This is a genomic window from Rothia sp. 11273D007AR, from assembly GCF_053547255.1.
Genome location: NZ_JBPPWJ010000008.1, coordinates 117357 through 137014, shown reverse-complemented (window position 1 = coordinate 137014; position 19658 = coordinate 117357). Strand labels below are relative to the sequence as shown.

19 protein-coding genes, 1 tRNA gene and 1 rRNA gene are annotated in these 19658 nt (G+C 60.0%); 11 read left to right on the top strand and 10 right to left on the bottom strand.

All coding sequences use genetic code 11. The annotated features are described in order from the left end of the window. The 4 genes from ACED88_RS06235 to ACED88_RS06220 all read left to right on the top strand — a co-directional run. Window positions 1–371 (top strand): 23S ribosomal RNA (locus ACED88_RS06235); the annotation flags it as partial. Between the two features lie 210 nt (window positions 372–581). Beyond that, complete coding sequence (locus tag ACED88_RS06230) at window positions 582–1808, top strand: hypothetical protein (protein ID WP_449109075.1); 1227 nt, start codon at window positions 582–584, stop codon at window positions 1806–1808. Between the two features lie 123 nt (window positions 1809–1931). Then, the gene (locus ACED88_RS06225; protein WP_322785916.1) at window positions 1932–2141 is read left to right on the top strand and encodes a helix-turn-helix transcriptional regulator; all 210 of its coding nucleotides are present in this window, start codon (window positions 1932–1934) and stop codon (window positions 2139–2141) included. Next, window positions 2138–3313: a type II toxin-antitoxin system HipA family toxin gene (locus ACED88_RS06220; RefSeq protein ID WP_431463508.1), complete on the top strand. Its 1176-nt coding sequence runs from the start codon at window positions 2138–2140 to the stop codon at window positions 3311–3313. Before ACED88_RS06225 ends, ACED88_RS06220 begins: the two co-directional genes overlap by 4 nt. 43 nt (window positions 3314–3356) lie before the next feature. Here the strand turns inward: ACED88_RS06220 and ACED88_RS06215 are convergent, their stop codons facing one another. Beyond that, entirely contained in the window at window positions 3357–3980 is a 624-nt protein-coding gene (locus ACED88_RS06215; protein WP_449107712.1) for a LysE/ArgO family amino acid transporter, read from the bottom strand. Between the two features lie 70 nt (window positions 3981–4050). Between ACED88_RS06215 and ACED88_RS06210 the strand changes: the two genes are divergently transcribed. From ACED88_RS06210 to ACED88_RS06200, 3 genes are all read left to right on the top strand, one after another. Beyond that, window positions 4051–4965, top strand: a complete 915-nt coding sequence (locus ACED88_RS06210) for a LysR family transcriptional regulator ArgP (protein WP_449107711.1) — start codon at window positions 4051–4053, stop codon at window positions 4963–4965. Between the two features lie 117 nt (window positions 4966–5082). Then, complete coding sequence (locus tag ACED88_RS06205; protein ID WP_449107710.1) at window positions 5083–5622, top strand: YceI family protein; 540 nt, start codon at window positions 5083–5085, stop codon at window positions 5620–5622. Window positions 5623–5821: 199 nt separating this feature from the next. Continuing rightward, the gene (locus ACED88_RS06200; protein WP_449107709.1) at window positions 5822–6793 is read left to right on the top strand and encodes an arsenic resistance protein; all 972 of its coding nucleotides are present in this window, start codon (window positions 5822–5824) and stop codon (window positions 6791–6793) included. Between the two features lie 35 nt (window positions 6794–6828). Here the strand turns inward: ACED88_RS06200 and ACED88_RS06195 are convergent, their stop codons facing one another. Next, a complete protein-coding gene (locus ACED88_RS06195; RefSeq protein ID WP_185173728.1) occupies window positions 6829–7014 on the bottom strand; it encodes a long-chain fatty acid--CoA ligase in 186 nt (61 codons plus the stop codon). A gap of 8 nt (window positions 7015–7022) precedes the next feature. Then, window positions 7023–7298: a cell division protein CrgA gene (locus tag ACED88_RS06190; protein WP_237197782.1), complete on the bottom strand. Its 276-nt coding sequence runs from the start codon at window positions 7296–7298 to the stop codon at window positions 7023–7025. A 133-nt stretch (window positions 7299–7431) separates the two neighbouring features. Here ACED88_RS06190 and ACED88_RS06185 point away from each other — a divergent pair, with 133 nt between their 5' ends. From ACED88_RS06185 to ACED88_RS06175, 3 genes are all read left to right on the top strand, one after another. Next, window positions 7432–8256: a class E sortase gene (locus ACED88_RS06185; protein ID WP_449107708.1), complete on the top strand. Its 825-nt coding sequence runs from the start codon at window positions 7432–7434 to the stop codon at window positions 8254–8256. A gap of 33 nt (window positions 8257–8289) precedes the next feature. Beyond that, window positions 8290–8451 (top strand): hypothetical protein, encoded by a 162-nt coding sequence (locus tag ACED88_RS06180; protein WP_185173726.1) that lies wholly within the window; start codon window positions 8290–8292, stop codon window positions 8449–8451. Between the two features lie 64 nt (window positions 8452–8515). Continuing rightward, complete coding sequence (locus ACED88_RS06175; RefSeq protein ID WP_237186450.1) at window positions 8516–9157, top strand: aminodeoxychorismate/anthranilate synthase component II; 642 nt, start codon at window positions 8516–8518, stop codon at window positions 9155–9157. Between the two features lie 85 nt (window positions 9158–9242). Here the strand turns inward: ACED88_RS06175 and pknB are convergent, their stop codons facing one another. The 7 genes from pknB to ACED88_RS06140 are packed head-to-tail and all read right to left on the bottom strand — an operon-like array spanning window position 9243 to window position 18918. Further along, complete coding sequence (pknB, locus tag ACED88_RS06170; protein ID WP_449107707.1) at window positions 9243–11207, bottom strand: Stk1 family PASTA domain-containing Ser/Thr kinase; 1965 nt, start codon at window positions 11205–11207, stop codon at window positions 9243–9245. Between the two features lie 26 nt (window positions 11208–11233). Then, window positions 11234–12958: a protein kinase domain-containing protein gene (locus ACED88_RS06165; RefSeq protein WP_449107706.1), complete on the bottom strand. Its 1725-nt coding sequence runs from the start codon at window positions 12956–12958 to the stop codon at window positions 11234–11236. Continuing rightward, window positions 12955–14397, bottom strand: a complete 1443-nt coding sequence (locus ACED88_RS06160; RefSeq protein ID WP_449107705.1) for a peptidoglycan D,D-transpeptidase FtsI family protein — start codon at window positions 14395–14397, stop codon at window positions 12955–12957. Before ACED88_RS06160 ends, ACED88_RS06165 begins: the two co-directional genes overlap by 4 nt. Then, window positions 14390–15841: an FtsW/RodA/SpoVE family cell cycle protein gene (locus ACED88_RS06155; RefSeq protein ID WP_449107704.1), complete on the bottom strand. Its 1452-nt coding sequence runs from the start codon at window positions 15839–15841 to the stop codon at window positions 14390–14392. Before ACED88_RS06155 ends, ACED88_RS06160 begins: the two co-directional genes overlap by 8 nt. Next, complete coding sequence (locus ACED88_RS06150) at window positions 15841–17580, bottom strand: PP2C family protein-serine/threonine phosphatase (protein WP_449107703.1); 1740 nt, start codon at window positions 17578–17580, stop codon at window positions 15841–15843. Before ACED88_RS06150 ends, ACED88_RS06155 begins: the two co-directional genes overlap by 1 nt. 3 nt (window positions 17581–17583) lie before the next feature. Continuing rightward, the gene (locus ACED88_RS06145; RefSeq protein WP_449107702.1) at window positions 17584–18087 is read right to left on the bottom strand and encodes an FHA domain-containing protein FhaB/FipA; all 504 of its coding nucleotides are present in this window, start codon (window positions 18085–18087) and stop codon (window positions 17584–17586) included. A 3-nt stretch (window positions 18088–18090) separates the two neighbouring features. Next, window positions 18091–18918 (bottom strand): FhaA domain-containing protein, encoded by an 828-nt coding sequence (locus ACED88_RS06140; RefSeq protein WP_449107701.1) that lies wholly within the window; start codon window positions 18916–18918, stop codon window positions 18091–18093. Between the two features lie 317 nt (window positions 18919–19235). Here ACED88_RS06140 and ACED88_RS06135 point away from each other — a divergent pair. Further along, window positions 19236–19319, top strand: a tRNA-Leu gene (locus tag ACED88_RS06135). Window positions 19320–19658 lie beyond the last annotated feature (339 nt).

Sequence of the window (19658 nt, the reverse complement as noted above, 5' to 3'; positions counted from 1 at the left end):
TGGTCCCAAGGGTTGGGCTGTTCGCCCATTAAAGCGGTACGCGAGCTGGGTTCAGAACGTCGTGAGACAGTTCGGTCTCTATCCGCTGCGCGCGTTGGAAATTTGAGAAAGGCTGTCCTTAGTACGAGAGGACCGGGACGGACGAACCTCTGGTATGTCAGTTGTACCGCCAGGTGCATGGCTGATTGGCTACGTTCGGGAGGGATAACCGCTGAAAGCATCTAAGCGGGAAGCCTGTTTCGAGATGAGATTTCCTGGTGGCCTTTTGGTCACGTGAGGATCCCTATAGATGATGGGGTTGATAGGCCAGGTATGGACGCGGGGAATGCCCGTGGAGTTGACTGGTACTAATAGTCCGAAGGCTTACACTTTTCTAGGTATGTTTGTTTTGTTTGTTTGCGTCCACTGTATGGTTTTGAGATAACAACCCAAGGGTTGAATCAGCGAGGGGTTCTAGAGCTAACGCTCTAGAACCCCTCGCTTTTTTATACCCAAAAACTGCTTTTTATAAAAATAGAACAAATATTTTATATATTGTGCGGTTAAAAATACCCCTCCAGCTCAGCCCGTAGAATCAGAGTATGACACTCACCGAGCAAGAAGCACACACCTGGTTCAGAGCCGCCGGGGCTCCGCTGGTTATCCCTGCGCGAGAGCGTGCGCGATGGACTCTCGCCCGTTCTGCCCCGCTTTCTGCCTGGCTTATAGTTTCTTCCTTCACCTACCTTGCTTTGCTGTGGGGCCTAGCCCAGCTTGATGTTGAGGCGCAGGACGGAGGTGTGCCGGTAGACGTGCCAGACAGCGTCCTGACGCCCATCTTCATTGCCCTAGCCCTCGTGCCGCCCCTTCTGCTTCTGGTTGTACCCTGGGCGGTATCGCGCTTACTAGCGCCCCTGCCCTTCTGGCGCCAAACCCTAATTGGTGCGCTGCTTCTGCCTCTAGCGGCTTTCTCCATGCTGCCGCAGACTGCCCGCTGGATAGGGCTGGCAGATGTTGCTGACGCCTTTGCTGCCGGTGATGTGCTCTGGATCTTGGGAGCTACGCTCCTAGCTGTTTACCTGGGCTTGGATTCCCTGTGCTACTGGGCGCTTCGGCAGATTGTGAAGGAGCTGGCTGCCCTTTCAAGCATGGTGGTCAAGGTGCTGCCGGTGCTCATGATTGCAGTGCTCTTCTTTTTTGTGAACGGCGATATCTGGCGTGTGGCTGCGGCTTTGAGTATGCAGCGTACTCTGCAGGTTGTGGCTATCCTGACGGTGCTGAGCTTTCTGGTTGTTTCGTCGACAGTAACTGAGAAGACCCGCCGGCTGCTGGGTGCCCGTAAAGGGGATAAGGTGGAGGAGTTTACGGACGCCGAGTACGCGGGTGCTGCTCTGCAGGCTGGGGACAGGTGGCATCAGGAGCTTGAAAATTTGCCCGCTGCGGGCTTGGGGCGCCCGGCTGATTTTAGGTGGGGCGAGTGGAATAACCTGGTGCTTCTTCCGATTGTGGTGCAGATGATTCAGGCTGTACTTTTTGCCGGGGTCGTTTTTCTGTTTTTTGTTTGGTTTGGCACGATCGCTATCCCCGATGCCACCATTACGAGTTGGCTGGGTTTTGAGGCCTCTAAGGTGACCCTGTTGGGTGTGCAGTTCCCGTTTACGGACGTTCTGGTGAAGGTGTCGATGGTGTTGGGGGCTTTTGCTGCTCTTAACTTTGCTGCGCAGACTAGCACGGATTCCCGCTACGCGGAGGAGTTCTTGGAGCCTGCCATCGGCCAGGTGCGGCGCACGGTGATGGTGCGAAATATCTACCGGGCTCGCACGAAGTAGAAGTGCCGCAGTGAGACAAGCGAACACAGCTCTATATTCAGAACAATTCTTCTGTTTTTTGCTAAATCAGCTTAGAATGAAGGCAAGAAAGTACATTTCAGAATAATTCTTCCGAAAGGTGAAGTGGTGGAGACGGCAGTAGTTGTAGGTGCAGCTATTCGAGATGCCCGTAGACACTTTCGTCTTACTCAGCTTGAGTTGGCCGAACTGGTTGGGGTCAGTGACCGCACGGTTCGGGATATTGAGAAAGGGCGCTCGGGGCCCTCGTTCTCGACGGTACTTGCGGTTGCGGCTGCCGTTGGGGTTCATCTTGAGGTTGCTAGGTCCGTATGATTCCTGAAGATTATAAAGGTGTGAGGGCTGCGGACGTATACGTGGCAGGTACTCTTGCCGCACACCTCACGAAAGACCAACAAGGGACAGTAACTTTTTCTTACAAACCCGGTTATCGAGGGCGTCCGGTAGCAACTACTCTTCCACTAGATGCGCCCCCGTTGGTTTCGCCTGCGGGTGCCCTCCCCGCTTTTTTTGCCGGACTTCTTCCAGAAGGATATCGTCTTACCCTACTGAGAGCAGCTACTAAAACCAGTCTGGACGATGAGTTTACGCTTCTTCTAGCTGTTGGGCAAGACACCCCGGGTAATATCCAGGTTGTCCCCGCAGGTCAGCTGCCATCTGAAACTCCAGCTCTGCTTGTTGGTAATCCTGAAACCCTTGATTTCTCTCAACTCTTTGTTGCAGTTGATTCTCATGCCTTGCCCGGAGTTCAGGCTAAGGCTAGCGCTCAAATGATGACAGCGACGGCTACTGGGGGCGATGGCACCAGTGCCCTGGTGAAAGTAAATCCTGGTAGCTACCCCCAACTCGTTCAGAATGAATACGCCCATCTGCGAGCAGCTCAAGTATTGAAGCTGCCTGTTGCATCGGCTCAGTTGGTCTGTGATTCTTTGGGTGTGGAGGGCCTTTGGATATCTCGTTTTGATCGTGGTGAAGGGGGCGCGCGCTATGCTTTTGAGGACTCTACTCAGGTTCTAGGCGTGCACCCGGCGCAAAAGTACTCTCTTGAGACAGAGCGCGTTATATCGGCTTTAGCTGACCTTGCTGTGTCACCACTTATTGCGAGGCGGAATCTCTACCTGCAGTTTGTTTATGCGTGGCTAACGGGTAACGGTGACCTTCACGGTAAAAATATTGGCGTGCTTGAGACTGCTCGCGGCGGTTGGGAGGTGGCCCCAATCTATGACGTGCCGTGCACCCTGGTTTATGGTGATAACTCTTTGGCTTTACCTGTAGCAGGGCAGACGCGCAACCTACGTCGCCGACATTGGTTGGAGTTAGCTGACTCCATTGGTCTGCCCCTAAAAGCTGCGGTGTCTGCTCATCGTCTTGCCCTCACGGCTGCTGTTTCTGTGGATTGGGGTGCGATTGGGTTAGAGGGCTCGTCCGTGCGGGGTGCCCAGCGCGAGTTGCGTTTTCGGCGTTACGAGCTGGAGCAAGACGCGTAGAGATAAAAACTTCAGATACCTACCTACAGGTCGGGCAGGTGCCTTAGTGTCCGAACATGACCTTGTAGGCCAGGAAGAACATGAGGGCGGCGATGCCGGCGTCCAGCACGCGCCAGGCACGGGGGTTGGCAAAAACAGGACGCAGGAAGCGGCTACACGAGGCCAGGAGGGTAAACCAGATAGCGCTACCGGTGACCGTGCCCGCGTAGAAAAGCCAGCGGTAGTCGCCCTGCTGCGCCGCAATGCCACCAATGAGAACAAAGGTATCGAGGTAGGTATGGGGGTTGAGGTAGGTCATGGCAGCAGCAATGAGCAGGGCCTTGCCCAGGGTTTGCGGCCCGGAGTCTTCGCTGGTGACCGTCATGGCGGACGGCCGCAGGGCACGTTTCGCGGCCATGGCACCGTAGATGACGAGGAAGGCTCCGCCACCCCAGCGCAGAATCTCTAGTACCCAGGCGGCTGAGTCCACCAGGGACCCGATCCCCAGCACTCCCAAGCCGATGAGCAGGGCATCAGAAAGAATGCAGAAGATGGCAATGGGCCAGATGAACTTGCCGATGATGCCCTGCTTGAGCACGTAGGCGTTCTGGGCACCGATAGCCACAATGAGTGAGAGCGAGGTGCCGATGCCAAAGAGGACGTGGGGGAGGATTTCTGCGATAGTCACGAGAATCTATCGTAGGTGACCAGCATTCATAAAGCTATCTAATGAAACTTCAATAGCATAAGATGTTCTTATGATGCGCTTTACGACCGACCAGCTCCAAACCTTCGTCACCGTCATTGAATACGGCACCTTCGACGCAGCCGCCGATATTTTGGGCGTCAGCGCCTCTGCCATCTCACAACGCGTCAAGGCAATGGAACAGCTGGCCGGGCGGGTGCTCCTTAAACGCACTAACCCGGTGGCTCCCACCGAGTCGGGGCAAAGCGTCCTGCGTATTGCTCGGCAAAGCGAATTCCTGCACGCAGAAATGGAGCGTGAGCTCGGCGGTAGCGAAGAGGGGCAGAGCGTAGCTGTGGCCGTCAACGCTGACTCCCTGGCCACATGGTTTCTCTCGGCCGTTGCAGAACTGGCCGCCCGCGACCGCATCTTCTGCGATGTGCGCCGAGAAGCCGAGTACCACTCGTCCGCCCTGTTGCGATCTGGGGAAGTCATGGCTGCCCTGACCTCCAGCCCCGAACCTATCGCCGGTTGTTCCGTTGAGAAGCTGGGCGATATCCGCTACCGCGTGGTTGCCTCTCGCGACTACCTGGCGCGCTACTTTCCCGCCTACCCGCAGGTCACCGCCGAGCAGCTGGCACTTGCGCCGGTAGTGGAGTTTGACCGCAAGGACTTTGGGCTCGCGTCCGCCCGGGGTCTGCTGCTCGACCGCTTCGCGGTGGAACCTGACTCCTGGCAGAGCTCACCCACCATCTACCTGCCCAGCTCACCCGACTATGCGCGGGCCGTCCTGGGTGGAATTGCCTGGGGTATTCTGCCCGAGGTGCAGGCCCTTGACGCCCTTGCCTCCGGCGACCTGGTGGAGCTCGCCCCCCAGCCGGTTGACGTGCCACTTTACTGGCAGCACTGGAACATCAGCTCCCCCGTGCTTGCCCGGCTGAGCGAACGGGTGTACGCTGCAGCCGCGGGTGAAGGGGTTCTGCGATAGCCCCGCCGGCTAAAATTTTCTTTGTAAAATTTTTCGCCGCACAGCTTGCGCGAGTAAAACTTTACTTGTAAAGTAATAACTGTTGAAAACAAACCGTACCGCTTGAAAGGCACAATCATGGCAGAACTCACCGCAGGCACCTGGAACTACGACTCAGCACACTCAGAGGTGGGCTTCACCGTGCGCCACGCAGGCATCACCAAGGTGCGCGGTACCTTTGAACAGGTCGATGCCCAGCTCGTCATCGCTGACAACATCGCAGACTCCTCCATCAAGGCAACCGCACAGATCGCTTCGGTTAACACCAACAATGCTGATCGTGATGGCCACCTGCGCAGCGCAGACTTCTTCGATGCAGACGCTCACGCCACCATGGCCTTCGAGTCAACCTCCTTTGAGCTCGACGGCGAAGACCTGACTATCGCAGGTAACCTCACCATCAAGGGTGAAACCCGCCCTGTCACCTTCACCGGCGAATTCACCGGTGCAGTCGTCGACGCCTTCGGTGTTACCCGCGCCGGTGCATCTGTCTCAGCAACTATCTCCCGCAAGGACTTTGGCATCACCTGGAACGCCGCAGTTGAAGCCGGTGGTGTGCTGGTCTCAGATAAGGTCGTCATCAACCTCGATGTAGCCTTCACCGCTCCCGAAGCATAATCAGACTCCCGGCGTGAGAACGCTGACGAGATAAAGCACACTGCTTGAGGCATATGCCCAAGCCAAGGTGCAAAATCAGCTGAACTCGAGCTGATAGGTGTTGTGTAGCCCTGCCCTTCCCTGCCTTACAGTAGGGGAGGGTAGGTTGCTTTAACAGAAAGGACGCTCGTGGTCAGCTTCATGGAGAGACACCAGGTGGTTGCTTGCCCTGGCAATGGGGCTTGCGGCGTCCTTTGTGCCGGGGGTTGCGGGTCTTGCTCAGCCGCTGGTTACCCCGGCCCTTAGTGTGCTGCTCCTGGCCACCTTCCTAACGATTCCGCTCCGCGGCCTTTTGGAACCCGGGGCGCTCACCGGTTTTACTAAAACCCTGCTGGCTCTCAACTTTCTTCTAGCACCCCTGGTGGTGGCGCTACTTCTGCTGGGGCTCCACCGACTTGTGCCTCAGGTGCCTGATCTTCTGGTGTTTACCGCAGCACTTGTGCTCCTGGCACCCTGTGTAGATTATGTGGTGACCTTTACCGGTCTTGCGGGAGGCGCCCATGTGCGCCTCCTGTCGTGCACCCCGCTCCTGCTCCTGGCGCAGATGTGCCTTATTCCCCTGTGGCTTCTGCTCTTCCGTTCCGCCGGTATCTGGCGGGGGGATTTTCTGGCTGACGGCACCCTCTGGCAGGCCCTGCCGCAGTTGGCAGCCGCCCTGGCGGTGGTGGTAGTCCCCCTGCTGGGTGCGGCCCTTATCCAGGGAGTAGGTGGGCACCTGCAGGGATATTCTGAAGATGCAGCAAGTGTTTTAATGGTGCCGCTGATGGTGCTGGTGCTTGCCCTCACCCCGGCCGCTCATGCCGTTCACGTCACCCAGCTCGCCTCGTATCTTATGCCCCTGGCCTGCTTATATGCCCTATACGCTATATGTATGGGGTTACTTTCTAGCTCCCTCCTGCGACGCTGGGGCAGGGCCCTACCCGCACCCGAGCGGGTCGCCCTCACCTTTTCAGCCGTCACACGGAATGCCCTCGTGATACTGCCCCTGGTCCTCGGCCTTTCAACCGCCCTAGCCGACGAACCGGCGTCCGCCCTCATGCCCCTGGCGGTACTCACCCAAACCCTGGTAGAGCTCCTAGCCCTTACCGTGCTGGTGGCCCTCTACCGCACACAAAAATCCCCGCTACCGTAGGCCGGTAACGGGGATAGAGGAAGGGGAGCGGACGCCTAGCCCGCCACCGCCTGCCACACAAAATAAATAGCCACAGCAGCAACCACACCAAACAGCGCCCACCGGCGTAGCTTGGTCTCAAACCGGGCGGCACGAATATCGGCACGCTGATCCAGCGTCTCGTTCGGATCAACCGGCGCTAGATTCGAGGGATTGGTTGTCTCAGGTTTCTTCTCAGCCACAGCGGCACCTAGCGCCAGCGGGTGGTCATAATCAGACCCACCATCATGAAGCCAATGCCGATACCGATATTCCAGTTACCGATACCCGGAATCGGGTACACCGACTGGGAAATGTAGAAGGTAATAATCCACAGCACGCCAATCACAATCATGGCGAACATGATCACGCGATACCAGAGGGGGGTCGGCGACGGGAAATCATCGTCGCTGTACATCGATTCAGCAACGCGGCGTAGCTCCGCCTCTTCAAAATCCTCGTCACGAATAGACTTCGACTCAGCCACTTTTCCTCCAGTAGGGGAGCGCGCTCCCGGGCAAATTATAAAAATTACGGTTTAGACACGATTTTAACCGTAGTACCTGAAAAAGTTCTAACATTAAACAGTCCCCAGTAACTGTCCCACGCCGAGGTGAGATGTGACCACAGCAGCCCCTACCGCTAGCCGCCGCGCGCGTCCCCCTGCTAGCCGCACCCCCCTTCAATGGGTTATTCAAATCGTCGGCGAACTTCTAATCACGGCGGGTCTTATCTTGCTCCTGTTCGTTGCCTGGCAGCTCTGGTGGACCAACATCGACGCCAACCGCACCCAGCAGCAGGCCGTCGACAGTCTCATCCAAGAATTCAACAGCAGTAGCGGTAACGGGGGGTCTAACCCCGCTGCCGCCGGTCAGGGGGCGGACGCTGAAGGAACGGCGTCCGAAAACGTCGTACCCGACTATGACCCCGCTGATCCGCCGGTAGTCTCCCCGCCTGCCTACGGGCAGGCCTACGGGGTGGTTTATATACCCCGACTGGGTGAAAACTATGCCCGCCCCCTCGCTGAAGGCGTCGGCACCGACGTGCTCGACACCCTGGGGCTAGGACGCTACCCCACCACCCAGATGCCCGGTGAATACGGCAACTTCGCTCTAGCAGGCCACCGCCAAACTAACGGGGCCGTACTCGATAACATCGACCTGCTTGAGAGCGGCGACAACATCTACGTACGCACTGCCGAAGGTTACTACACCTACCGGGTCTACGAGCACAAAATCGTTCTCCCCAACCAGGTTGAGGTAATTGCACCCAACCCCGATAACCCCGAAGCTCCAGCGGCTGACGCTGACCGCCGTCTACTCACCCTCACCAGCTGCCATCCCCGCTACGGCGATACTGAACGTTACATCGTTCACGCCGAATTCGTCAGCTGGCAGCCTGCTGAAGCGGGTGCCCCCGAAGAAATCGCCGCCATCGCCGGCTAAAGCCAACCACCGCCGTCCACCCCAAGGAACCCCATGTACGCCTGGATTTTCCGCCACCTGCCCGGCCCCCTGTGGCTACGCATCATCATCGCTATCGCCCTGATAGCGGCCGCCGTCTATCTGCTCATGGAATACGTCTTCCCCCACTTCGCTGAATACAGCCCCTTCAACACCGACGTGACCATAGAGCAATAAGTACCGGACGCCCGCCCCACCCCGTGCGATAGAATCAAGACACCATCACGAAAGGGCAGGTGCCATGACCAAAATCCTCGTCATCGATAACTACGACAGCTTCGTCTTTACTCTGGTCGGTTACATCCAGCAGCTAGGTGCTGAAACCACCGTTATCCGTAACGACGAACTGACTCTTGACGAGACCATCGCCCTCGCCCAGGAGCACGACGGCGTGCTCGTCTCGCCCGGCCCCGGCAACCCTGCCGAGGCGGGCGTCATTATCGACGTCATTAAATGGGCCAAGACTGCTAACAAGCCCCTGCTCGGCGTCTGCCTGGGCCACCAGGCCCTCGCCGAAGCCTTCGGCGGGGTAGTGGGTCACGCCCCCGAGCTCATGCACGGTAAGACATCCCAGCTGGTCCACACCGGCCAGTCAGTCTTCAAGGGCCTGCCCAGCCCCTTCACCGCCACCCGCTACCACTCCCTCGCCGTTGAACCTGCCACCCTGCCCGCTGAGCTAGAGGTTACTTCCAGCACCGATAACGGCATCATCATGGGCCTGCGCCACGTTACCGCCCCCCTGCACGGTGTACAGTTCCACCCCGAATCGGTACTTACAGAAGGTGGCTACCTCATGCTTGGTAACTGGCTCGAAGAAGTAGGCCTAGAAGGGGCCGCAGCCCTGGGTGCGACCCTCTCTCCCCTCATCGAACCGGCAGCCTAACACCAGCTTGATAGCCCAAAAACCCCTATAAGAAAGCCGCCCTCCCCACGTGGGGAGGGCGGCTTTCTTATAGGTTGAGCACGACCTAGTCGTTGTTGTTACCGCTTGCGCTCGCTGCTGCGCTCGGGGTTGCCTGGGCAGTGGCCGTAGCGGCAGGCTGGGTGGCCTGGGCCGTAGCCGCTGCACTCGGTGCGGTAGTAGCTGCCGCACTGGGGGCGCTGGTTGCCACAGGGGCAACCGCCACGCGAATAGTCACGGTTGAACCCTGCTCAATCAGGGTTCCGGCAGTGGCACTCTGTGAGATAACGGTGCCAGCGGGCTGGGCGGTGGTGGTGACGGTTTCGATATTGGTGCTCAGCAGGGTATCTGATGCGGTCAGTGCTGCGATAGCGGCATCGCGGCTCAGGCCGACCAGGCTGGGGACCTCAACCTTACCGTTGGAGAGAATGATATCGATGGTCGCGCCGGCATCGGCCTGTTCACCGGAGCCGGGGGTTACACCAACAACCATGCCCGCGGGGATGGTGGGGCTGTTGACGGTGGTGGTGCGGCCGGGCACGAAGCCAGCGTTCGTGAGAGTCTCACGCACGTACTGTTCACTCTGGCCCTCAAGGTTGGCAGGTACGGTCAGTACAGCCGGGCCGGACGATACCGTCACAACAATCTCACTGCCCTCTTCAGCTTCGAGGCCGGTCACGGGGGAGGTCTTGATAACTGAACCCTTGGGAATGGTGTCGGAGTGCTCTTCTTCGAACTTGAGCGCGAAGTTCAGGTTACGCAGCTGGGTTTCAGCCTCTTCCTTGGTGAGACCCTGAACCGCAGGAACCACGTGCACGGGAACCTCGTTGAGCTTGGCCTGGTAGTAGAGCACAGAGCCTACACCGAAAGCTGCCAGCAGGAGGATGAGCATAGTGGTGAGAGCCTTGCTCCAGGCGCTGCGGCGGCGCTTTTTGCGGGCCTTAGCCGGGTCCTGGCCGTAGCCGTAACCGTAGAGTTCTTCGTCGGTGTATTCAGACTGAGCATTGTCAAAGAAGCTACCAATGCCAGCTTCTTCGGTCTCACGCGAGCTGGCAGCTACAGCGCCAGCTGCAGCCCCTGCGCCGATAGAAGCTGCACTAAAGGCAGCGGTAGCTTCGGTGGGATCCTGGTCCTCACCAGAAACTATGCCGTCCTCGGCATCTTTCAGGGCGGACGCGAACTCCCCAGCACTCTGGTAACGGCTGGTAGGGTTCTTGGCCAGGCCCTTGAGCACAGCAGCATCGAGGGCGGGAGAAATCTCTTCACTCGCGTAAGCGCTGGGCGGCTGAGGAGTCTCGCTCAGGTGCTTACCGGCCAGTTCCACGTTGGTGGGGGCGTCGAAGGGGGAGCGCCCTGCCAGCATCTCGTAGATGACGCAGGCGGCCGAGTAGACGTCGCTACGGGCGTCGACAGTCTCACCGCGAGCTTGCTCGGGTGAGATATAGCGGGCGGTACCCATGACGGTATTGGCCTTGGTGAGGGCATCACCGGCCTCTTCAGCAGCACGGGCGATACCAAAGTCCATGACCTTAATCTGACCGGGCTCACCCAGCTCACGGTCTTCTGCTGTCTGGGGCAGAATCATCACGTTAGCGGGCTTAATATCGCGGTGCACAATACCTGCGCTGTGGCTGTAATCGAGAGCCTCAAGAATCTGCACACCGTAGGCCAGGGCCTGAGCCTGGTCAACCTGCCCGCGAGACATAGCATCGCGCAGGGTAGTGCCCTGAACCAGCTCCATCACCATGAAAGGCACCGATACCTCAGAGCTACCTACCTGAATATCGAAGGAGCCGGTGTCGTAGACACCCACGATAGAGCGGTGGTTGAGAGCCGCAACGGCCTCGGCCTCGCGCTGAAAACGGGCGCGGAAGATAACGTCCTGAGCATGCTCAGTCCGTAGAACCTTAAGCGCAACCTTGCGCCCCAGGCGTGTATCAACCGCTTCGTAAACGGTCGCCATGGCGCCGGAGCCAATAAGGGCTCCGACCTCGTAGCGCTGATCGATAGTTTCAGGAACCTGCTGGTCCATGTATTCACCCATCATTTCCGGTGGAGTTAGTTGCCGGTCGAATCAGCGCTCGGTGAGGCTGCTTCTGAGGCGGTATCTGACTGTGGTACTGAGGCGCTCGCTGATGCGGACGCTGACGCACTGGCTGCGGGGGCCTTGGCCACGTAGACGTCTACGCTGCTTCCCACTTCAACACGGGATCCCGAGGTGGGGCTGGTGCGCAGCACGGTGCCTTCGCGGGCGCTACTGCTTTCTTCGAAGTGAATCTGCACGTTCACGCCCAGGGCGGTAATTGCGTTGATGGCCTCTTCAGAGTCTGTACCCTCCAGATTACTGGGTAGGGTCACTGATTTGGGGCCGGTGGAGTACTGTACGGTAATGGTTTCGCCCACTTCTACACTGCCGGTAGGTGAAACAGACAGTACCGTGTCTACGGCAGATTCAGAGGTGACGCCGGTGGTGCGGGTTGAGAAACCCAGGGCGGTGAGCTCGTTGACAACCTCATCGAGGGGGCGCCCCTCGTAGCTTGCCGAGTCAATTTCAATGCGGGTGGGGGTCTCTGCCGCGCTGGCTTCTTCGGTGGTGGGTGAAGCGCTGACGGTTGAGACGGTACCCGAGGCAGTGGGGGTGCCGTCGCTGGGGGTACTAGAGCGGTTGCTTCCCGCTAGTACAAACCAGACAACAGCGGCGATCAAGAGCAGGGCAAGTACCAGGGATACCCAGCCCCAGGGGCTCTTCTTTTTTGCCGGGGTTTCAGCTGCCGGGTAGGCGGCGGCCGGGGTGCTGGGTACGCGAGCTGTGGTGGGCTCGGGCTCGTAGCGGGCTCCTGAACCGAAGCGTGCAGCCGCGGGGGCTACAGCGGTGGGTGCCGTCATGACCTGGGTGGCCTGGGTGTCTGCCCCCTGGGGCAGGAACTTGCTCAGGGGCGGCACAGCTTTGATGGCAGCTGGGATGTCGCGGCGGCGGATGGCGTCAATGGCGGACGCCAGCGCGGTGGCGGTCTCGGGGCGGTCCGCTGGATCTTTGGAGAGCAGGCACATGATGAGCGCTGCTGCGGGGGCGGGGACGTCCTTGGGCAAGGGCGGTGGCGGATCGTTGACCTGTGCCAGGGCAATGGCGATCTGCGATTCACCGGTGAAGGGGCGCTTACCCGCTAGGCACTCGTAGCCGATGATGCCCAGGGAGTACATATCGGAGGAGGGGGTTGCCTGCTGGCCGGTTGCTTGTTCCGGAGCCAGGTACTGGGCGGTGCCCATGACCTGGCCGGTGGCGGTCAGGGGTACCTGATCGGCCAGGCGGGCGATACCGAAGTCGGTGACCTTCACGCGCTCGTCCGGAGTGATAATCAGGTTGCCGGGCTTCACGTCGCGGTGCACGAGCCCCTGGGCGTGGGCGGCTGCCAGGGCGCGGGCGGTCTGCGCCATGATGTTGAGGATGCGGTCAGCAGGTAGCTGCTTGTCGCGCTCAATGATGTTAGACAGCGGCTCACCGGGTACGAGCTCCATGACCAGGTAGGCAGAGCCGTCCTCTTCGCCGTAGTCAAAGACGTTGGCAACGCCGGGGTGGTTGAGCAGGGCGGTGTGGCGGGCCTCGGCGCGGAAACGCTCCAGGAAGCCGGGGTCGCCCGTATATTCCTCTTTCAGAATCTTTACGGCGACGGTACGGCCCAAGACCTTATCGCGCGCCTTCCAGACCTCGCCCATACCGCCAATCGCGATACGCTCGGTCAGGGTGTAGCGACCACCAAGAGTCACATCTACCGAAGGCCTCACTTGTTCAACACCGCCTCAAAAAGTTGTTTACCTGCGGGAGCAGCAAGCTGCGCCCCTGTTGTGACGTCTACACCTTCATAGACTACCGCGATAGCTACCTGCGGGTCGTCCGCTGGAGCGAAACCGGTGAACCAGGAGTTGTTTAACCCCGTGTCTCCAATTTCAGCGGTACCGGTTTTACCGGCCACCTGGACCCCGCTGACCGCGGCGCCCGAGGCGATACCGTTGCTCACGCCGTTTACCATCCAATCGGTTACCTGGTTGGCGATATCGGCTGAGGTGGAGCGTCGTAGCTCCTCAGCTGAGAACTCATACAGCGAGCTGAGGTTGTGGGACTTAACCGACCTGATCAGGTTGGGTTTCATCTGCACACCGTCGTTCGCGATAGCTGCGCTCATCATAGCAACCTGCAAAGGGGTGGTCTTCACATCGTACTGACCAATAGACGCCTGTGCTAGCTGGCTGTCTTCCATGTTGGTCGGGAAGACTGACTGTGACACAGCTAGAGGGATTTGGAGGTCTTGCCCGTAGCCAAAGTTGCTGGCGGTCTGGGCGATGGTTTCTTCACCCAGGTCCATGGCAATCTGGGCAAAGGGGGTGTTGCAGGACTGCGCCAGGGCCCACTCGATGGTGGCGGACGTGCGGGTTGAGCACTGGCTGCCGGTGTAGTTGGGCAGGGTGACGGTGGTGTTCGGCAGGGTCAGGTTCTGAGGGTTGGGAATCACCGAGTCCGCATTGTATTTACCCGATTCGAGGGCGGCTACGGCGTCAATAATTTTGAAGGGTGAGCCGGGTGCGTAGGTGTCGCCCGCGATAGCGCGGTTGTAGAGCGGGTGGTTGGCGTCCTCATTGAGGGCCGCGTACTGGGCCAGCACCGATTCGGCGTTGTGGGACGAGAGGGTGTTGGGGTCGTAGGAGGGGGTGGACACCATAGCCAGGATTTCGCCGGTCTTGGGGTCAAGTGCCACGATAGAGCCCTTGTAGCCGTCCAGCAGGTTGTAGGCCAGCTGCTGGAGCTCGCTGTCGATGGTCAGCTCAACGCTGGCCCCCTGGGCGGTGTTGCCGGTGAACATCTGGGCCAGGCGGTCGTAGAACTGGGCGTCGGAGTTGCCCGACAGCTGGTCGTTCATGGCAGATTCCAGGCCGGTTGCCCCGTAGATGGATGAAAAGTATCCGGTGAGCCCCGCGTAGAGCTCGGGCTGGGAGTAGGTGCGCTGGAAGGCGTAGCCGTCGTTTGATTCTACGGACGAGGCAATTTCTACCCCGTCAACCACAATGGACCCGCGCTGGGAGCCGTAGCTTTCGTAGAGGGTGCGGGAGTTCCAGGCGTTGGCCTGCAGGTTTTTAGCGTCGAAGAATTGGATATAGGTCAGGGTGCCCAGCAGCATCACGAAGACGCAGGCCGCAGCAATCCATGCCCGGCGGATAGCTTTATTCACCGCGAGCACCTCCTGAACGGTTGGTTTCGGTAATTCTAGAGATGACGGACGTGGCGCCCTCGGGCTCGTAGCCCTCGTAGTCGATGCTGTCTGCTTCGTCGAACTCTTCTACCACGTGCGGGGCGCGGGCGGTGTGGGAGATAGCGAGCAGGATGGCTACGATGACCCAGTTTGAGAGTAGGGAGGAGCCACCGGCGGACATGAAGGGGGTGGTGAGGCCCGTCAGAGGGATTAGGCGGGTGACGCCGCCAATGACCACGAAGAGCTGAATCACGATGAGGGCTGAGAAACCGGCAGCTAGGAGCTTACCGAAGGCATCACGGGTGCCCAGGGCCGCACGGAAACCGCGGGAGACCAGCAGCAGGAAGAGCATAAGAATCGCTCCCAGACCCAGCAGACCCAGCTCTTCACCGAGGGCGGTGATAATCATGTCTGAGTTGGAATACGAGACGAGGTCGGGGCGTCCGTTGCCCCAGCCGCGTCCGAACAGGCCGCCAGAGGCCAAGCCGAAGAGGCCCTGCACGATCTGACCCGAGCCACCCAGGGGCTGGTTGTAGATTTCAGGGTCAAAAGCGTGCACCCAGGAGTTGATGCGGTAGTAGACGTGGGAGATGTAGTTGTAGGCCAGCACGCCGCCGGCGGCTACAAAGAGCAGGCCCAGGGCAACCCAGGTGAGGCTTCCGGTCGCTAGGAAGAGCATGGCCAGGAAGATGCCGAAGAAGAGAATGGCCGAGCCCAAGTCGCGCTGGAAAACCAGCACCGCCAGGGAAACGAACCAGGCGATAAACATGGGAGCTAAGTCTTTGAATCGGGGCAGACGTACCGGGCCTAGGCGCTTACCGGCCAGCATAATGAGGTCGCGGTGGGTTGAGAGATAACCAGCGAAGAAAATGGCCAGGGTAATCTTGGCAATCTCACCGGGCTGGAAGGTGCGGCCCCCGAGAGAAATCCAGATGCGGGCACCGTTAATTTCGGTACCAATAATCGGTAGCAGGGGCAGCAAGAGCAAGACAATGGAGGCAACCAGCGAGATATAGGTGACTTTGCGTAGTACGCGGTGGTCGCGCAGGAAGAAGAGCACCACGGCTGAGGCAATCATGGCTAGCCCGGTCCACATGAGCTGGGCGGCTCCCGCGTTGGCGGTGGTGGTCAGGTCGATACGGTAAATCATGGCCAGGCCCAACCCGTTCAGAGCTACCGCAATCGGCAGGATGAAGGGGTCGGCATAGCGGGCCCGCATATACATGACAGCGTGTAGCACCAGGGCACCTACACCTTGAACGGTTAGGGCCTGTACCCACATGCGGTTAGCCAGGGCAGTTTCGGGGTCTACCAGGTACATAGCGGCAGGGCAGAGCAGCACCGCTAGTACGGTGAGTATCAGCTCGGTCAGGCGGCGGGAGCGGGGCAGCTCAACCGCAGGTGCGGTAGATGACGTGCTCACTAGTTACCTCCCTGGGTGGTTGTGCTGGTATCGGGTGTTGGGCTGGTTTCGGACGCCGGGGTTGGCTCGCTCGATTCACTGGCAGAGGCGCTCGGGGTGGACTCCGCCGTGGTGACGGTTCCCGGCGTGACCGTAGCCGGTAGCTGGTCGCGCAGGTTCTGCACGATCTGCTCAGCCTCGTCCTGGCTGGTGGCGGTGATGGTGCTGCGCAGAAGCGACTGGGAGAACTCCGGCAGGGAGCTGACCTCAATATCGGTCTCATCGACCACGGTGTGCAGGCTGACCGGCCCCAGGGACTGGTTGATGCCGTTGAACACCGTCACGTGGTCGTCCTTAACGCCCACGTAGTACTGGGTCTTAGTCCAGGCGAAGAAGCTCCAGGCACTGGCCACCAGTACAGCTAGGGTTAGGGCAGCCACGAAGATACGCATGGGCCAGCGGTGCGGTGACGGAGCTACCTCGTTGCTCAGGGCAACCCGGTACTCTTCGGGCAGCTCGGCAGGCTCCAGGGTCTGGGTGGTCTGCTGCTGCGAGAGGGTGCTGATGTTCTGGGCGGTGCGGGCCGTGACCGCCGGAATCATGCCGGTCTGGGTGGCATTGGCGGCAGCTCCCACCAGGTCGTGGGGGCGCTCTGAAAGCTCATGGCGCAGGACGGACGCCGGGGTCGGCTCGTCCTCCCCCTCACCGCTGGCGGGGGGCGCGGCGTCCACCCCGGCCTTGACGGTCATCGTGTTGAGCACTCCGTCGGTGAAGGATTCACCGCGCCACTTGCCGTGGCGCAGGGCGTTGCGCATCTTGGCGTGCTGGGGCATGCGGCGGCGCCAGGGGGCGCGGTGCTCGCCGTCCTCGTCGAATATTTCCCCGGCGTCCGCCCCTTCGGCCTCGCTGTCGCTAGAGGCGGGCTCAGCGGCCTCCTGCTCCACGGTGGGGTAAACCCCCACCAGCTCGCCGTCCTTACCGTACTTGCGCACCGGGATAATCGGCTGCGGGGCGGTAATCGCCGCTGAGAGGGAGTCCTCGCTAATGACCTGCAGGGCCACTACGGTTACGTTGTCGGGGGCACCGCGTTCTAAGGTCATGTCGGTCAGAATGTCGACCACCTGCTGCAGGTCGCCGGTGGAGCGCATGACCGCCTCAATCTCAGCTACCTGCACCACGGCGTCCAGGCCGTCAGAACTTAGCACCCACTTTTCGCCTACCACGGCGTCCAGGGTGCGCAGTTCAAGCTCGGGGCTGGCGTCCACATCGCCCAGAACGCGCATAATCACGTTCTTGTGCGGGTGGGCCTCGGCCTCCTCGGGGCTAATACGCCCCTCCTGTAGCAGGCGCTGCACAAAGGTGTGGTCGGTGGTGACCTGCTCAAATACCCCGTCGCGCAGGCGGTAGGCGCGCGAATCACCAATATGGGCCATCTCGATGCGGTCCCCGTCAATGAGCAGGGCCGTGCAGGTGGTACCCATGCCCGCCAAACGCGGGTTCAGCGCCACCAGCTCATTCATGATGATATTGGCATTCACGATCTCATCGGCCAGGTACACCCCGGCATTACCCTCAAAACCTGCCCGGTCAAGAGGAGTCAGATCAAGCACCGTGGTGGCCGACGCGACGTCGCCGCCCACATGCCCGCCCATGCCGTCGGCAACCACCGCCAGGTAGTGGCCGGCATAGCCGGAATCATCGTTCTTCGAGCGTACTCGCCCCACGTCGGAGCGGGCCGCAAAACGGAAAGCGATACTCATGCACTAGGCTTTCAGCTGCATGGTGGTACGTCCTACCCGGAAGAGCTGACCAGCCTCAAGCGGAGTAGCACGGGTCAGACGGGTATCGCCCACAAAAGTTCCGTTGGTTGAGCCCATGTCTTCAAGGAACCAGCGCGACCCCTGCGGGAAGAGGCGGGCGTGGCGACCCGAAGCGTAGTCGTCCTGAAGAGAGACCTCAATATCGGTGGCACGACCAATGGTCACCGGGCTATCGCCCAGGCGCATGGTAGCCCCGGCCTGGGCACCCTCAACAATCGTCAGCAGGGACGGACGGGCCGGCGGGGCAGCCGCCGGTGCCGGGTGGGCAGGAGTTGCCGGAGCAACCGGCGCATCAACAGCCGCCTCATCAAACTGAGCCCGCGCAGTGCGGATATTACGCCCCACACCCAGATCGCGGCGCGACGCGGCCAGAACCATAAAAATAAACAGCCACAGCAGGCCCAAGAAGGCGAAACGTAAAACCGTCACGGTAATTTCAGATGCCACAAGCTACCCCTTACGAACCATCAGACGGAAAACAATACGGGCCCGGCCCATCTCAATCACAGAGCCGTTGCGCAGCTCAGCGCGGCCGTGCAAGCGCTTACCGTCGAGGTAAGAACCGTTCGTGGACCCCAGATCAACCGCAAGGTAGGTACCATCCTGCTCCACAATATCGAGGTGGCGGCGGGAGACACCCGTATCTTCAACGGTGATATCTGCATTCGACCCGCGCCCCAGAGTAACCGGCAGATCGCGCACGACTACGCGCTCGCCGTTGATGTCGAGCACCACCTGGGGGGTGGGGGCGGGGCGGCGAGACTGCGGTAGCTGGTGGGCGGGCACCGGCTCGGTGCGCGGTGGCGCTGCCGGGCGGGTAATGCGCGTGGGAACTGACTGGGGTGCGGACGCCGGGCGGGCGGGTGCTGCCTGAGGGGCAGGGGCCGGGGCGGCCTCGTCCTGCGGAGCCTGCATCTTCCTTACCGCGCTGGTGACGTCGAAGCTGCCCGGTTCAAGCTCGTTATTGAGCGAGAAGGTCACGCGCACCGCCCCGCGCAGGGAGTAACCCTGGTCGCGGGCGTGGCGGATGACCACGTCGCAGAGCTCTTCAGCCAGTGGCACACCCCACTGCTGGGCCCGGGAAAAGTCACTGGCAGAAAATTCGGCGGTGAAGTTATTGGGGGCGATGGTACGCCCGGACGAGACGGAGAAGGCCTTGTTGTCCATTTCGGTGCGGAGCCGGTTGGCGATATCTACGGGCTCAAAAGTGCCGCCCTTGCTGAAGGTGCCACGCACGGCCTTTTCTAGGCCCTGTTCAAGTCTGTCGATGAACCCCATGCTTGCCTCCTTCAACACAAAACTACGGGCGCACCGCGCCGTGTTCTGCGGGTGCTCGAGCTGATTCGCTGCGCAGGGTATGCGCACAGCCTAAGCTTCTAGTCTAGTGGATAACCGTAAAAACTCCCCGGGAAAACCTGGTAAAGCCCTGCTATCTCACGGGTTCTAGGGTGGGGAGAGGACGCCCGCGCGCCGGTTTTGGGCGTCTTTCTGGCTTGTGTGTGGTTGAGGACACTTAATTCCGGTTGGACATCTTCTTAGTGGGGTGTGTATAGTTATCTTCGTTGCTCATTCAGCAACGATAAAAAATGAATAATGCGCAAGTGGCGGAATTGGCAGACGCGCTGGCTTCAGGTGCCAGTGATCGCAAGATCGTGGGGGTTCAAGTCCCCCCTTGCGCACAGAGAAGAAAAACCCGTTTCCCCTAGTGAGAGCTAGGGGGAGCGGGTTTTTCGTGCCTGAAAATGGGGCTGTGGCGCTTCTGTGATGCGCGTTTGCCCGGCAGCTGGGCGCCACGGTGGGTGCAGGCACTCTTGATCGCCTCCCCGGCACTGGCCAGAAGGTATATGTGCCGACAGCCGCCAAATGTGGCGGTGCCAGCGCCACATTTGGCGGTCAGTGCCACAGTTGCTTTTGAAATGTACCGTGCCCTGCCCACTTTTAGCGTCAAAAGCGGGCAGGGCACGGTACAAACTAGGGGAGGGGGCCATAGGAGCGAGCCTGAGCCTGCAGAACCCCTC

Excerpts from the sequence above, each read along its gene's own strand:
- ACED88_RS06230 (WP_449109075.1), top strand. The coding sequence starts at position 582 with ATGACACTCACCGAGCAAGAAGCACACACCTGGTTCAGAGCCGCCGGG.
- ACED88_RS06220 (WP_431463508.1), top strand. The coding sequence starts at position 2,138 with ATGATTCCTGAAGATTATAAAGGTGTGAGGGCTGCGGACGTATACGTG.
- ACED88_RS06210 (WP_449107711.1), top strand. The coding sequence starts at position 4,051 with ATGATGCGCTTTACGACCGACCAGCTCCAAACCTTCGTCACCGTCATT.
- ACED88_RS06205 (WP_449107710.1), top strand. The coding sequence starts at position 5,083 with ATGGCAGAACTCACCGCAGGCACCTGGAACTACGACTCAGCACACTCA.
- ACED88_RS06180 (WP_185173726.1), top strand. The coding sequence starts at position 8,290 with ATGTACGCCTGGATTTTCCGCCACCTGCCCGGCCCCCTGTGGCTACGC.
- ACED88_RS06175 (WP_237186450.1), top strand. The coding sequence starts at position 8,516 with ATGACCAAAATCCTCGTCATCGATAACTACGACAGCTTCGTCTTTACT.
- pknB (WP_449107707.1), bottom strand. The coding sequence starts at position 11,207 with ATGGACCAGCAGGTTCCTGAAACTATCGATCAGCGCTACGAGGTCGGA.
- ACED88_RS06150 (WP_449107703.1), bottom strand. The coding sequence starts at position 17,580 with ATGAGTATCGCTTTCCGTTTTGCGGCCCGCTCCGACGTGGGGCGAGTA.
- ACED88_RS06140 (WP_449107701.1), bottom strand. The coding sequence starts at position 18,918 with ATGGGGTTCATCGACAGACTTGAACAGGGCCTAGAAAAGGCCGTGCGT.